Origin of the sequence: Streptomyces sp. 4F14, from assembly GCF_048159485.1 — a bacterium.
Lineage (GTDB): Bacteria > Actinomycetota > Actinomycetes > Streptomycetales > Streptomycetaceae > Streptomyces.
Genome location: NZ_JBLRVY010000318.1, coordinates 1 through 338 on the forward strand (window position 1 = coordinate 1; position 338 = coordinate 338).

General features: G+C 72.2%; 1 pseudogene. It reads right to left on the reverse strand.

Features of this window, described 5'->3' with window-relative positions:
• Positions 1–338: pseudogene (locus tag ACLZOT_RS50910) on the reverse strand (GTP-binding protein); the annotation flags it as partial.

Consider the following 338-nt stretch of genomic DNA (forward strand, 5'->3'; position numbering starts at 1 on the left):
TGCAGCGTCCCGGAGAACATCCGCGTGTACGCGACCTTCTCCCCCGCCGGACCCCGCTCCACCTTGAAGACGGTGCCCGAGACGGGGCCGTCGGGGTCGCCGTCCGCGGCCGGGAGCAGCTCCCTGATGCCGTCGATCAGCGCATCCACCCCCACGCCGGTGACGGCGGAGCCGAAGTACACCGGGTGGACGAGGGCGTGTCGCGTCTGGGCCGCGAGAGAGGCCTGGACACTGTCCGGGGAGAGCTCGCCCTCGACGTACCCGGCGAGCAACTCGTCGTCACAGGTGGCCAGCACATCGAGTGCCGACGGTGGCAGGCCGGGGACGAAGCGCGCGGC